The 13,674-nt window shown below is 47.2% G+C and carries 11 protein-coding genes; 5 read left to right on the plus strand and 6 right to left on the minus strand.

The window, feature by feature from the left end:
* Window positions 1-13 precede the first annotated feature (13 nt).
* The 4 genes from EHO61_RS06710 to EHO61_RS06725 all read right to left on the minus strand — a co-directional run bounded on the left by EHO61_RS06710 (window position 14) and on the right by EHO61_RS06725 (window position 5,511).
* Entirely contained in the window at window positions 14-2,521 is a 2,508-nt protein-coding gene (locus EHO61_RS06710) for a discoidin domain-containing protein (RefSeq protein ID WP_135812843.1), read from the minus strand.
* A gap of 119 nt (window positions 2,522-2,640) precedes the next feature.
* Complete coding sequence (locus tag EHO61_RS06715) at window positions 2,641-3,546, minus strand: helix-turn-helix domain-containing protein (protein WP_135812844.1); 906 nt, start codon at window positions 3,544-3,546, stop codon at window positions 2,641-2,643.
* Window positions 3,547-3,932: 386 nt separating this feature from the next.
* Window positions 3,933-4,775: a ParB/RepB/Spo0J family partition protein gene (locus EHO61_RS06720; protein WP_135812845.1), complete on the minus strand. Its 843-nt coding sequence runs from the start codon at window positions 4,773-4,775 to the stop codon at window positions 3,933-3,935.
* A complete protein-coding gene (locus EHO61_RS06725) occupies window positions 4,759-5,511 on the minus strand; it encodes a ParA family protein (protein WP_135812846.1) in 753 nt (250 codons plus the stop codon). Before EHO61_RS06725 ends, EHO61_RS06720 begins: the two co-directional genes overlap by 17 nt.
* Window positions 5,512-5,925: 414 nt before the next feature.
* Here EHO61_RS06725 and EHO61_RS06730 point away from each other — a divergent pair, with 414 nt between their 5' ends.
* Both EHO61_RS06730 and EHO61_RS06735 read left to right on the plus strand, forming a co-directional pair.
* Window positions 5,926-7,179: a helix-turn-helix domain-containing protein gene (locus EHO61_RS06730; RefSeq protein WP_246032037.1), complete on the plus strand. Its 1,254-nt coding sequence runs from the start codon at window positions 5,926-5,928 to the stop codon at window positions 7,177-7,179.
* Between the two features lie 4 nt (window positions 7,180-7,183).
* Complete coding sequence (locus tag EHO61_RS06735; protein WP_135812848.1) at window positions 7,184-8,215, plus strand: hypothetical protein; 1,032 nt, start codon at window positions 7,184-7,186, stop codon at window positions 8,213-8,215.
* A gap of 47 nt (window positions 8,216-8,262) precedes the next feature.
* Here the strand turns inward: EHO61_RS06735 and EHO61_RS17285 are convergent, their stop codons facing one another.
* A complete protein-coding gene (locus EHO61_RS17285) occupies window positions 8,263-8,568 on the minus strand; it encodes a hypothetical protein (RefSeq protein WP_210415311.1) in 306 nt (101 codons plus the stop codon).
* Between the two features lie 661 nt (window positions 8,569-9,229).
* On the opposite strand from EHO61_RS17285, the gene EHO61_RS06740 reads away from it, so the two are divergent.
* From EHO61_RS06740 to EHO61_RS06750, 3 genes are all read left to right on the plus strand, one after another.
* Window positions 9,230-9,601 carry a phosphatidylinositol phospholipase gene (locus EHO61_RS06740; protein ID WP_135812849.1) on the plus strand — a complete coding sequence of 124 codons (372 nt, stop codon included), beginning with the start codon at window positions 9,230-9,232 and terminating at the stop codon, window positions 9,599-9,601.
* Between the two features lie 808 nt (window positions 9,602-10,409).
* A complete protein-coding gene (locus EHO61_RS06745; RefSeq protein WP_135768514.1) occupies window positions 10,410-10,625 on the plus strand; it encodes a hypothetical protein in 216 nt (71 codons plus the stop codon).
* A gap of 137 nt (window positions 10,626-10,762) precedes the next feature.
* On the plus strand, window positions 10,763-12,202 hold the full coding sequence (locus tag EHO61_RS06750; RefSeq protein WP_135812850.1) for an MBOAT family O-acyltransferase: 1,440 nt from the start codon (window positions 10,763-10,765) through the stop codon (window positions 12,200-12,202).
* Here EHO61_RS06750 and EHO61_RS06755 read toward each other — a convergent pair.
* A complete protein-coding gene (locus EHO61_RS06755; RefSeq protein ID WP_135812851.1) occupies window positions 12,187-13,671 on the minus strand; it encodes a hypothetical protein in 1,485 nt (494 codons plus the stop codon). The genes EHO61_RS06750 and EHO61_RS06755 overlap by 16 nt on opposite strands.
* Window positions 13,672-13,674: the final 3 nt, after the last annotated feature.

Raw genomic sequence — 13,674 nt, forward strand, 5'->3', positions numbered from 1 at the left:
ATCCGCGGGTATCTTAGCCGCAGCTCAAAAGAACGGGAACCAATCCTCGTCCAGTTTTCTGGGGGCCGAGAGCCTTACCGACCAACGCGCCCGGTTTTAAATTTTCGGAAGCGACCTTGACTGCATGGCCTCCCGTCAAGCCCGCCACCAAAAGATCTCCCGGGTGGATCGGATGGGATTGGGCGTCGACACAAGCGTGAACCACACCCGAGATCGCGACCAACCACTGCCCTTCGACGTGCGGCCGTTCTCCTAGAACCAATGCCGCCGACTTAACGGCAACACCTACTACGTTTGTCGCATTCGGGTTCTTGGATTTATGAAGACGACCGTCCTCTCCCATGACCAACCAGTCTCCCTCGCCGATCACGTCGGAAGACTGGACCGGAAAAAATCTCGCGATGCAGTCGATTCCGTTTCCGGTCTGCATGTATACGGTACCGATAAAATCGGATTCCCCCTCCGCCAAGACCGCCTTGCCGGAGCCCGTCTCGTTCAAAGGCGGGATTCCCTTCCCGCTGGCATACACTGCATATCCCGATCGGGAATGAAACCATCCTCCGAAGCCTCTTTTTGCCAGTCCCAACACACCTGCCGATTCACGGTCACCCGAAGAACTGTCTCCTCTAGCTCCGAATTTTTCTCCGTATGCGAGCACCCCTATGTTTCGTCCGGAACCGACGATGCCGGATCCTTTCTCGCTCTCGTTCCGCGCATAAACGATACCGTTATTTTCCGGAGGAGGGGAAATATTCAGATAGGAAGCTTCCACGGAGCCCTTTAACCGGAGAAATCCGGAATGGGAATTGAAGTCGTGTTCGATCGGAGCGTATTCGTGGGAATGAGGTTTCGGATCTCTATCATCGGACAAACGAGGATCGTCAGAGGAAACCACATGGTTTGGAATGGACTTTCCTTTGGGAGCGATGGATACGATCCCCGGATATTCCGTACCGGCCTGTCTTAATCTTTCGTCGTTTCCTTGTACGACCACTCCTTCCTTATTTTCCCCGGAGCGAGCCAATTGCACAATGCCGAAGGATTGGGCGGTGGCCATTTTTAGGCGTTTATCGTTCCCCTGGATGGCCGCCTCCGCAGCCTCTTCTCCGCTGGCGGCAAATCGAAGCACTCCGGGAGATTGGGTAGTAGCGGCGCGCAGCCTAGGGTCGTCGGACGTAATTACTTTTCCAGGACTCGCTTCTCCCGGAGGAGAAAGTTGGACCAACCCGAATCTCTCGAAAGTCGCATGCTTGAGCCTGTCATCATTTCCCTGGACTGCGACCCCTTCTTTGGTTTCTCCGTTTTCGGCGAGTTCCACAATTCCGGGAGATTGGGTGGTGGAGAGTTTAAGCCTATCATCATTTCCTTGCACGACCCTGCCTGCCCTGGCTTCGGCATTCATCGCAAGCCTCGTTAAACCGAAGGACGTTTCCGTAGCGTGTTTGAGCCTTCTGTCGCTCCCTTGGACGACTACTCCTTCCTTTTCCTCTCCATCGGAAGCAAGTTCCACGATTCCTTTATATTCGGTGGAAGAATCTCTCAGCCTCCTGTCGTTTGCCTGAACTGCGGCGCCTTCCGAAGTCTCCCCGTCCACTGCCAGACGGACCAACCCGGAACGAAGTACGGTCGCATACGGAAGGGGCTCCGCAGTGGGTTTTTGCGTAAGGTCGCTCAAGTAGGGGGAAGCGTATAATTCCACCTCCACGATCCGAGTGGAATATTTTTCCTGCCCTGCAGCCTTCACCGGACGGGAAACGAATTTCAGAAACCGGATATTTGTGGGCAAAAACCGCCACTGATACCAAACTCCCGGCTCCGAAAGAAATTGATTCTCTTCCAAAAGCTGGTTCCAAGTAAGATCGTCTTCACTGCAATAAACGGTAAAAACTTCGGGAAAATGGGTCGGAATATTTTTGGGCGAAAGCAGGCGAAGTTCGTTTACACGACTGATGGAGCCTAAATCCACCAGAAAGAATTCCTCTTTCGGTTGTCCGGATTCCCGGGAGGCCCACCCGTACTCCGGACGTTCATCGATGAGATTTTCCTTTACCCAGAGTCTGTCCTGCTCCGAACTCACTTCCACCTGAACGATCCCCGAAATCCCCACCTCCAAATCGGCGATGGCGACCTTCCACTTTCCCCCTTCCTTTTCGGAGACCTTACTTACGAATTTCAGATAATTCGCACGTACAAGAGAAAAGTTCCATTGGCCGAATTTTCGATTGGAACGACGAAAACCGGTTTCCTGTAAAATCGGCTCCCAAACTTTTCCATCCAGAGAAACTTCGAACCGAAACGTATCCGGAAAGAACGACGCCTGAGGGTCCGAGGTGTGCAGCTTAATTTGATTAAAACTAGACCCTTCCGCCAAAGCAAGAGTCAAAATCCCTATTCCTGGCGTGTCCAAACTTTCGGAATATCCCCGAAGTTTTCCTTCTTTCAAGTCAAAGGATCCTTTTGTCCGAACTTCTCGGATTTTTACTGGCTGGGGGTGACTGATTCGGATGGAATCTTGGTTCATACGGGTTTAAGTTGGTCCTTCAAATTTGCCGGAACGTTTCCTCTGCTCAATCGCAGAAAGGTGGTTCGGAATCTCTTTTTTAAACTGAAGCATACGTTCGAATGGCAAAGCGCTCGTTTTCATACTCTCGTACGATTTTCCTCGTGCTTTGCGGAAAATATAACCAGTATCGATGGGTGGATTGTGTCTGTGAAGTACTTTGTAACGATAGCCCTCAAGGAGGGAGGAACGGGATCTAGAAGGAGAAGGGTTCTTCCGTCCGGCTCCACTCGGATATTTTTTAACACAGCCACACTGGAAGGGGAAAGAAGTCCGGAACACCAATCCAGAAACCCTTGCCAAGACGCCTCATGGTGCCTGAAACCAGGTTCCGCCCGTTCTCCTGGTCGCACCGGATTATGCTCAAAATTCGGCGGTTTTTGAGAAGAAGACAGATTTCTGCAAATCCCTCGAAGGTAGTACAAGTTTCTTTCCTGGTTTTGGGCCTTTGCAATTTCCATGGCTTCCGATAGGATGGCAGGTCCGTATTCGGAAGAAAGGGTATCTAAAGACAACTTCTGCGCGTCTTTCCGCAGATTTGGTTTTTGGTTCTGGGTATTGTGAATGGTTATATTTATATTGTTTGGGGATACTGGCGGAACCCCCTCGGCCGAGTTTTTATCACCCCCTGGGAGATCCCGGTCCATCCCTCCGAGGGTTCCAAAAGTAATCCCCTGGGGTGGAATTTTAGAACCGGAAAAATGAAAGCAGAAATAATACATCGTGTTCTTGTGTCCCGTGCCGGGAACAAATTGGAGTAGGCCTGCCTTGACCAGGTCTCTTTTTCCTTCATTGATCGACTTTTTGGTTTTTAGTCCGGTGAGCTTGAGCAGGATTTCGTTACTAGGCCAGACCGGCTTAAAGGTGTGATCGCTAAATTTAAGCAGCACTAAGTATAAGGTCTTTGCTGCGGAAGAAAGGCGCGCCCAAACACCGGAATCGATGATTTCAGAAAGGAATTTGATGTACGGAATATGCTCTCCCATGCCACAGACCCTTTTGCCCCCGAAAGCAAAAAATTAATTTTAAGCAAAAAATCCGAAGGGAGTTGACATTATCCGACATAGGAATCATTATGTCTCATCCAACAACATTCCTTCGGGAAGGTCCGGCCCCTGGAACTCTCCAGGGGAGTTTTTTATTTCCGGACAACAGAATATAGAAGTTCCTTTCTCCCTTCGGGACGGAAGAAAAGTACTACATTTCCGTTTAGAATATTATGTCACATAATAGTTCGCTTTTTCTCTCTGTCAATCCCATTGCCTGTCTTTGATCTTTTTCGATAAAAATCTTTTGCTAAGTACTTGTTTGTACTTACATTTCGTTTAACAATAAATGTTAAGGAATTTGCTCGCGGAGAGATCCGATTCGATCAGGGAGATTTACCGAATTTTTTCGGGATCTCTTTTCTTAAGAATTTATAAAGGTCTTGCAGAAATGTTTCATCTTCGCTGGAAAGAAGAATGGAATTTCCTTTTTTGGTCAGTTTGTAAGGATACAGGGAAATTTCTCGGTTCTTATGTGCAAGGCTGGATGTATCGGAGGGGAAGAGGGAATCTTCTGCCCGGTTAAAGGATTTAGCGTCTTTGACGGTCTTTAACTCGCCGGCTCCGAATTTTTGTATAAAATCCTGGAAGGTCCCTTTTTTGGATGCAGCTGCGGCTTGGACGAGTAGGTTTTTTGTTTCGACGCCTACTTCTTTGCACGCCCGCAGTTCTTCCTTGGTTAAGCCCGCGATCCCTAGCAGTTCTGTCATATAGCTTCTGCTTTTTCCGAATAGATTGCCTAGTTCCAGGTCCGTATAGGAGAACGTAATTTTCAGGTGGCTCATTGCCTCAATCTCTTCATACGGAGATAAATTTTCCCTCTGCAAATTCTCGATGATCGCAAGTCGAAACGTTTCCTTTGCGTCTCTGTCCAAGATTTTGCATTCCACTTCCGTCCAATTTAAGAGAGAGGCCGCGTGGTATCTTCTTTCCCCCGCTATAATCGTGTAGAATTCTTCGTTTGATTGTTTCGTAACAAGTATCGGTTGGAGGAGTCCGTCCTTTTGCAAACTCTGGGCGAGTTCTTCGACCCCTTTCTTTCTCTCTTGCCTAGGTTGGTTTTCCGAAGGGCGGATTTTTTCTAAACGGATTTTGCGGATCGTGCCCTCCAGCTTTTCCGCCTGGAAGACATCGGCCAGAGAACCTAACCGTTTACTTTTTGAGCTCATTTAGGAACTCCTCTACAAAGCCTTCGTATTCTTGGGCTTGCCGACTGGATTTATTATAGTCGTAGACCGATTTTTTGGCCAGATGCGATTCTCCTACCGCAACTCCGTCGGAAATGCTATTTTCAAAAATCCTAAAATACTTCGTAAGTACAGGAATGATGGTCTTAGTTAAAAGCGTTTGGGGCTTAAGTTGGGTGACTAGGGCGCCTAGGATTTCTAACCCAGGGTTGATCCTTTTTTTGATGCTATTGATTGTCTGTTGCAAGCCCAGGATTCCATCTACGGAAAATTTTTCCGCCTGCAGGGGAATGATCACATAATTCGAAGCCACGAGAGCATTGATCGTAAAAATGGAAAGGCTAGGGGGGCAGTCTATGATACAAAAATCTAGTTCTTTTTCCAGATCGGATAGGGCGTCCCTGAGTATATAAGGGGCGTCGACGATCGCGGCAACCGTCTCCGCTTCTGCCAGGGTCAACTTGGAGGGAGCTATGCTTAGGTTGTCCACGTGAGTGGGAACGATTACGTCCCGCACTTTTGCTTTCGATTGAAAAATATTATGCATGGACTTTTCCAGGTTGTCCGGGTTCAAAAAAATACCCGTGGAATTTGCCTGCGGATCAATGTCTATGATCAGTGTTTTTTTTCCTCGGCGGGCTAGCCCCCACGCTAGATTCAGGGAAGTGGTGGTCTTGCCTTCCCCTCCTTTTTGATTGGCTATAGATACTACGATCATTCTGGTCCCTTGTATTTCAATTGTCGGATGTCCGACATCCTAACCTTTACGAGAGGTAAATTTCTTTCTAACGAATCGACTTTTATTAGGAAAAATCTTATGCGAGCTTTAAAATAGGAGCTCAGGTACTGGAATTTTCCTGTGCTCAGTTTTCCATTGGTAAGAAGGGCAGAGTGGATTCAACACATTCTCCGAAAAAAAGATTTTTAGGACCTACGGCAAAATATATGTGGGCCTTGATTTTTATCTCCAATGTCGGACGTCCGACGAAATTAATTCGACCGGTACATGGTTGACGCCATGCTTAATTTTAAACAATCTTCCAACATGGAACCCAGTGTTCGGGATTTAATCTATGGAAGCATTTCTACAAAAGAGCTTCGCTTTTTGCTCCCGGAGACATTTCCTTATTTATTGCGGGTTTTAAAAGGTGAAGTGGGACTTTTGGTCCTTGCCTCCGATTTTGAGCCGGGGGCCTTGGAAGAGGTCGCTTCCTCGGGCTACGGAGAAGAAGGTTTTTTTTATACTTTCTTGTCCAGGGGTTCTGAGGTTCGGCGTTCTTTAGAATCGGAGAGATCTCCATTTTTTCTTTCTAAAGACCAATCTTCCGGCTTATATAAGAGCGAATCCGCAGGGTGCTTGCTTTCAGGGATTTATTCGGACGAAAAACTCGAAGGATTTTTATTAATCGAACTATCCTCTCCTCCCGAGCCTTGGCAGACGATACTGCTGGCCCTTCTTTGTCAAAATATCGCTCGGTCCTTCAAGAGCGAAAAAAAAGAGACCATCGGTTTTGCCCCTTCTCGCGAAACTATCGAAGAAAGATGGAGTCGCATGGGGAAACTTCTATTTCGGATGAGCGGCGGGGGAAAAGCAGCCCTAGATAACTATCGCAAATTGGGTATGTTAAAAATCCGTGGGCCAAGAAGTTCCGGCAAAAAGACTTTGGCCAAATGGCTACATCGAAACGAATCCTCGGACAGGGGATTTTTGGTGATCGGTGTGCTTCCGGAGCAAGGCGGGAAATTGGAGAAGTCGCTGGAAGAATGGGAAACCATGGTCCAAGGTGGGACTCTCATTTTTGAGAAAATCCAGGAGTATTCGGCTCTACAGCAAAAATTATTGTACGAATATGCGGTTGCAGAAAGAAGCCGGCCTCGACTTGTCTTTTTGGAAAATTCGGAAATTTCCCCCAAGGAGGAGCTCGTTTTTTTTCGGTCATTCTTAGAGTCCAATTTTGTAGAATTACCCATCTGGAGCAATTGGCCCAAAGAGGATAGAGAGGAAATGGTGACTCTTTTTTTTGAAGAGGCCAGGGAGGCTCAAGGGCGTCGAGATCTGGTGCTATCGAAGCAAGCGAAGATTCGTTTGGTTCATCCGGAAATGAATCGAAATTTAGAGGATCTTAGGAACCTGATAGAGGAAGGGGTTTTGCATACTTCCGGGAGAGAACTTTTAGGATTTTCGGAGATGATCAATCGTCCTCAAGGAGTTTCCATTCCGGAGGCGGACGATTTGGATTTGAGGAAGGCTGTTGAGGCATTGGAGAGGCAAAAAATTCTTTTAGCCTACAAGTTGTTCGGCGGAAACCAGATCCGCATGTCTAAGGCGCTCGGGATATCCAGGGGCTCCCTTCAGTACAAATTAAAAAATCTGGGACTGGGGTAAAATTTTGGAATTAGATACCTTATACGAAGAAAGAAAAACGCCTGGCGGATTTCTTGTAAAGGTCCGGTTGGCAAAGATGACCTACGTCGTATTTACTACCAAGGGTCCGGAAGTTCCCAAGGGGGCGAAAAATCAATCGATCGTAGTTCCGGTTCCTAGGGTCGCTTTTTTGGGCGATGAATTCGACCTATCCCATTTTCGTCTGGGAGAACTCAGTTTTGTAAATGTTCGGCAAGGAAAATTAGTCATTCCCTACCAGCACGCCAGTTCCGGCAACGAGGTTCGTACCATATTTCTGAATAGCGGAAGCGAATGCGATATCCTTCCTGTTATTATTTTCCATTACCGGGAAAGCGAGGATTTTCTGCGTGCAAAGGAAGAAGGGGTAGAACTTCACCACCTGGTTTTGGATGAAGAATTTCCTCGTCAGGATTTAGTAACACTTAAGATCAGATTCCCCGCTTTGAACATGCTGATCATCAAGAGAAAAGTGGCCCAAAAACTGGAAGCGCCGGGCGGGGTTATGCCCGGTAAAGAGGAGCTGGAAAGAAGTCTTAGGGAAGAATCCAGTATCGTGGACTTTAATAAGGTTCGGGCTACGGATCTCTTGGAAAAAGGGAATCTGAATATGCATTCCACCAATCCGGTATTTCTGGCCAGGGTGCATCTCCGAAAACTGGAATTGGAAAAAGTAAAACAATTGCTCCTGGATTTTTCTCTTCGTCCGGAAGAAGTGATTTTTATCCGTACGTTTTTGGGAGTTATGATTCGCAACGAGGAAAATAAGGAAGAACTGAAGGCCTGGCAGGTTAAATTAAAAAATCTTGATGAAGGCTTCCGGTTGGTCGGCATGATTCTGGAAATGAAAGAGACCGAATTCGAATCGGAGCTGGACAAAGGATTTTCCCGGGACATTGCGAGCATGGTTTATGCGCTTTTGGAAAAAGAGCAAGGTGAGGCGGAGTCTAAAGAGCAGGAAATCGTTCTCTGGGAATGGAAACTTAGGACCAAGAGACTTTTCCGAAAATCCGCCTAATTTTTCCAAAAAACAGTAAAAAAGGCTTCCTTTTCTGGCAAAAAGGACTAATTTTCTCCTATATTCGTATGTTTTTTAGATTGGGACAAGGAAAGTTGGCACATTTTTTGCTTATAGCGCTGGTTGGCGTAGTGAGCTTCCCTGTCTTCGCCTCGGAAGAAATTTCTTCGAATTCGAAACTCATTCACCAAACCGAAGTGGACTCCGTTTTGGCGGAAGGTATTTCCTATTCCGAACAAGAGAGGCTCTCGGACTTTCCCGATCTGGAAAATATTGTCCGACCATCCTCTCAGGAGTCTCAACAAAGGACCGCTTCTCTGGAGGTGGAAAAAATTTCCTCCGAGCCACTCCAAACCTTGGGGTGCTCTTCTTCCGTTTTAAGAGAGGGAGCTGATGTTTTTTCCGGTCCTGACTCTGTCCTCGATTCCGATTTAGTATCGCTGAGCCATTGTTTCTTCGGGGATAAAATGAATTCTTTGGCCGCAACCTTTTCGGCTTCCGTGCCGGATCGTCAGCGTGTAGGTACGGATCGATTTTCGGATCCATCCACATCTAGGAGATCCCTCCGTGCATCTATATCCTCTCGGCAAATTTCCGAATCTGTGGCCGAAGAGGAGCTTGTCATCTTGGACCTGGAGTGCGGCTTCGGAGGAGAGATGGATGTATCCCATTCTTTCCTAGGAAACTTCAATCGGGAAATGTGTTCCGTCCCGCTTGCCCCTTCAAACGGATCCCTGCTTTTGGAATTGACGGCAACAAAGATGGCTGTTCTGCCTAAAGGCGCAGAAATGCGGATGGTAGTGACGTCGGAAAGTAAGACGAAGGAGTTTCTCTCCTTACGGGGAAGGGCACTCTCACAGGATTGTACTTTCTTCCGGGATTTTTGTTCCGAACAAACCCTTGGCCAGTCGGAGCTTTTTTCTAGTCGTTCGCTCTGGGCCCGTCGATTGCAAATGCACTAAAATTCTAGAAATTCTTGTGATTTCTGACTCGTTTGAAATTCTAAGCCATAATATGGCTGTCAAGGTAAAGCGTACCTCTTTTCAGAAGCTCCTAAATGCGATGAAAAAGCTTACGATGGAGGTGAACGATAACGAGATTCTTCGTAGGCTCGAAACCTTGATGGCAACAAGCAAGGAAGATCTGAATCAGGCGGTTGTACGCTCCCTTTTGGAAAATCCCCTCGAGTTCGATCCAAAATCCGTTCCGGAACCCTATGCGCAGTACGTCCGACATTTCGTTTATATGGTAAAACGGAATAAGAAAAAGGGCCTAGACGTCACGTTTGACGCGGATGCTCTAGATGGCAAAGGTGCAAAAAAGAATTCTCCTGCCGCAAAATCTTCTCTGGAAAAGAAAACTCCTCCGAAACGGAAAAGAGCCTAAAAATAGAATTTCGGCCTGTGCCGCATACAGGAAAAGTTTCTGCGTTCTAATCCGTCAAAGTTCCCAATTATCTGCCGGTATATCGGCAAATGGCTGTAAAAAAACAGCAATCTCGGCCCAAAAATCGACGATCCCTGTCCAGAATTCGGCAGAAGCGTAACTGACCATTTTTAAGCGTTCGATTCGGGCAAGTGCCAACTCCTATGTTACGAGGGCCACTCGTTTTCTGGAGAAAAAAGGCACTCTATGCATGAGAAACATTGTGAGTTATGGGGGATTCCAGTGGGCTGAGGGCTCGGTCTCGTACTTCATACGGACTGCCTAAAATTGTGCAGTAATTCGACGCAAGGGGCGCGCGGGAATATGGGCGGTTTGGGCAGATATGGACGAGAGGATGCCTGTGGGGGAACGCTCTCGGCAATATCTGGCGAGAATTGTCGAGCGTTGCTCTCAGGAGGGGCCTATGCGCGATTTGAGGATTCTGTAACTAAGGTAAAATAATCTGATTTCAAAACGTTTGGGCTTTTTGTGCTTCTGGATATGCCCGAGGGATTCTACTGCCTGCCGTTGAGCGCAGCTTCGAAGCTCCGCTTGGCGAAAGGTTCGTAGAAAGGCTTCCGATAGAGGGTATTGAAGAAATAGCCGAAACAAGCTTTATACAAGAAAGGGTTTTGTTTGCAGAAGCAAATTATGCCTTGTTTATGTGTAATATTGTCATGTGTAGGCAAAATTCCTGTGCCTGAGAGGTTGGCGCGTTTAGGGCAGCATTTCTGCTTGCCTTTGTCCTCCTAAAGGGAATTATCTACTCATGGCTGAAGTCATCAAACTACGGGTAAAATGCCATGCCTGCTCAAATTTAATCGAAGGATCGGCGCGTTATGGGTCCGGCCATTATGTCCCAGAGGGGGTAGATTTTGAATTTGTTGCAATTGGCAAGGTGGAAACTCCAAAAGGGAGACGTGTCAAGGCTGAAATTACTGCAATTTGCCCAAATTGCGGTGTAAAATGCAAATGGACTGTTTAATGACTAAAAATAAGCATTTAATGATGATTAAATATGGTCTGATTAGACGGAGGGAAGCTACATTTGCTTAATTTTGATCTAATTTATATTAATATTCTGATTGATTATAATCGATTTATTTTAATCAAGAAAATTGGATGAACTTTACAACGCCGCTTTATTCCCTTTTCTTCTTATGCATCTTTCTTTTGCGGTGGATTTTACCTAGATTCCCTTTTTTCCCCAAATGGATTCCGTTTCCGTTCCTATTGGTAGGGAGTTATTTGTTTTATTTTTCCTGGAGCCCAAAGTTTGGGAGTTTGATTTTGGCCACTTCCGTTTTGGATTATTCCGTGGGCCGGGCTATGGAGGGGGCTTCCGCGCGGGCGAAAAAAGGATTTTTACTCCTCTCTCTTTGCGGAAATTTGAGCGTTCTAGGGTTTTTTAAATACTACGGTTTTTTTCTCCAAAGTGCGAATGCCCTTTTTTCGGCATTTGGACTTCATTCCGCCTTGCCGGCTTTGAATGTGGTGTTGCCCGTGGGGATCTCTTTCTACACGTTTCAATCCTTAAGTTATACCATAGACGTATACCGAGGTGTGATTTCCCCGGAGCGGAGCTTTTGGAGATATGCTCTGTTTCTTTCTTTTTTCCCCCAATTGGTGGCCGGCCCGATCGTTCCTGCGAAGGAATTTTTGCCTCAATTGGATCGTTGGCTTTCTTGGGAAGAGTTCCCTTTCCGGGCAGGTTTGGTTTTATTAGTGGTAGGTGTTTGGAAAAAAGCGGTTTTAGCCGACCATATCGCCGTATTGCCCGATATCCTCTTTCAGAATCCCGTTTTCGTTTCTTCTACCTTCGCTTGGATTGGAGTTTTTGCGTACGCTTTGCAGATCTATTTCGATTTTAGCGGTTATACGGATATCGCGATCGGCTCCGCTCTGCTTTTGGGATTTCGCTTAACCGAGAATTTTAGGATGCCTTACTTGGCATCCAGCTTTTCCGATTTCTGGAAGAGGTGGCATATCTCGCTTTCCTCTTGGTTGAAAAACTATCTGTACATTCCTCTCGGAGGCAATCGGAACGGAGAGGTCCGCACTTATTTTAATTTGTTCGTTACCATGCTCCTAGGCGGTCTTTGGCACGGAGCTAGTTGGAATTTCGTGATCTGGGGAGGGATTCACGGAGCGCTTTTGGCCTTGGAAAAATTTTCGTCTCGATTTTCCTTTTTTCAATCAGCTTCGGATTCTTCCGTTTTTCGTTTTTTCTATAGGTGCGTAGTGGTGTTCTCCGTGGTTCTCGCCTGGGTTTTTTTCCGTTCTCCCGATTGGGGGCGGACGCAAGCGGTGTTCTCGAAGCTGTTTTTTCTTTCCTCCTTAGGAATTTCTCCGGGAGACCAGTCGCTCAAGATATTTTTCGGATGTGCGCTTTTGTTCCTCTTAGGGACTTGGATCGGAAAAAGAGAGGAAAGCCGAGGAAGTTTTTACCGCTGGCTGGAACGTTTGCCCGCATGGATTTTTACCTGCGGAATCGTGACCGCATTGGTGTCTGCGGTCCTTTTGTCCGCGGAATCCCAGCCGTTTCTCTATTTCGTTTTCTGAAACGGTCTTTGCAGTAAGTTCCGGATCGTATTCGGTTCCGTGTAAATCCAAACCGGCTTTTTATCGTTTTGGCATTCCAGGATCTGATCGGGATTTCCGTAAAAGGACCGGATTCTTGCTTCTCCCAATCCTTCCGGAATTACCGCATAGGGTCCCTCCGGTGGAAATAGGTACCACTCCCGGTTGGATAGAAGGTGTGATCCTTCGAGTGTGCTATAGTCCACGGAGATCGCTCTGATTTTTTCCCGGGAATAGACTATGATTCTTTTGGCGGTTTTTCCGTCCGCAACGACCGCAACAAACGGTTCGGTCCGATGGAGTTCGTCCACGCATTTCGCTTCGGGGGGTGTGGGAATTCCTGCAAAGATCCAGCTTTCCTGCAATGGTTTTGGGGAGCTAAAAATCGTATATCCTCCCAATCCTAGTATGGCGCCGAGCAGGGCTACGTTTCTGGAATTCTTGCGTTTGCCTAAATGGCGGGATATGACCAATGCTCCGAAAAGAGCAGGAACCATGTAAAATGCGGGGACAGTATAGCGAAGCCCGGTTTCGTCGGAATATAAGCCGGTTAAAGGCGGAATTCCGATCAAAATCAGTTGGAAATACCCGGCAAATCCGAAGCTAAATCCCCTTTCTTTTCCCCGAAACAGGGCCCAAATCGCAGTCAAAAGTGCGAAAAATAGGAAAATCCCGGGCAGTTCCCCGTGCTGTAACCAATGGAAAAAATCCTCCAAGTTCCGTTTGCTCGCTTCCAGGAGCGGTAATCGATTGGGCGCTTGCATCGACAAAAACGTTCTTAACAGTGCGTGCAGGCCGAATCCGATCAGGCCGGAAAGGAAAAATCTGAGAGAAACCTGAGGAAACTCCGGACCTCCCCTGCCGTAACGACGTGCCCAAGCGAGTACTGCCGGTACGTACAGCTCTAACAATAGGAATCGATCCGACATTACGAGCAGGGAGAGAATCGGGAAAAAATAAATTCTGGGAGCCTTTTCGTTGTATAGGTACGGCCAGGCCCAAAGTGCCGCTAGAAAGGCGCCGATATGCATCGAGGGGACGAGAAACAGATAGAGGATCGGAAATTTTTCGGAGAGTAAAAGCAGAAAGGAAACGGTCAATAACGCGTAAGAAAAACTGTATAGGCTCGGGATCTGCGGTTCCAATGTCCTCAGGAATCTGCCTAAGGCCCAGACAAAGAAACAGACTTGCAAGACGGAAAATCCCACCAAGCCCCAGAACGGATGTCCAGCGATGACGCTGGATAAGAATACCAAGGGCAGATCCGGAAATAAATACGGGGAAGAAGCTAAGGACCAGCTGCGCAAAGATCCGCCGTTTTGCAGTACGTCCGTGAGTACGGTAGGGAGATAAAGTACGTCCGGATTCCAATAAATCTCGACCGGGCACCTGATTAAAGTCGCGGCTAAGCTGAGTAAAAACAGGATCGAGGAAATAAATATCCAGTACACTCG

The organism is Leptospira fluminis (genome assembly GCF_004771275.1).
GTDB classification, from domain to species: Bacteria; Spirochaetota; Leptospiria; order Leptospirales; family Leptospiraceae; genus Leptospira_B; species Leptospira_B fluminis.